Annotated in this window: 1 pseudogene; it reads right to left on the bottom strand. The window is 59.5% G+C overall.

From position 1 onward, the window contains the following. Window positions 1-519 (bottom strand): annotated as a pseudogene (locus AC629_RS44625) (transposase); the annotation flags it as partial.

Raw genomic sequence — 519 nt, 5'->3', positions numbered from 1 at the left:
AGCCGGYCGGTCGAGCCTGAGAATGCGTTTCATATGAGCAAACCGCATCTCGACCTTTTTGCGCTCGCGGCGCGATTGCTCGAAGGCTTCCGTATTGGCCAGCGCACGGACACGATCGCGCACGTCTTCATTGATGTCGCGGGTAATTTTGCGCACGACCGCCGTCGTGCATTTGGGCTTCAAGGCGCAGCCAGCGCAGTCGCTCTTGCTGGCTCTGTAGTAAACGATGTGACCTTGATCGATATTGCCGGTGCTGGTCAGTTCCGCGCCACCCGGGCAAACATAGACATTGCGTTTCTGGTCGAAGACGAAGTCGGCTCGGCTAAAGGTGCCATCGGGGCGTGTCGACTTGTCCCACACCGGAACGTGCGGCGTGATCTTGCGATCCACCAGCCATTTGAGCAACCGCACCGTAAGCCGTGTCGCCTGCCAACCTTTTGGGGCGCAGATCGAAGCGACGCTCAACACGGTCCACCATGGTCTGGGTGACAGCAATTTCAACCGCACGGTTCGCGCGCG

The organism is Bradyrhizobium sp. NAS80.1, assembly GCF_001908205.1.
In the GTDB taxonomy this organism is placed as follows: Bacteria; Pseudomonadota; Alphaproteobacteria; order Rhizobiales; family Xanthobacteraceae; genus Bradyrhizobium.
Note: the sequence above shows the minus strand (reverse complement) of the source record. Positions and strands in the feature narration are given on the sequence as shown.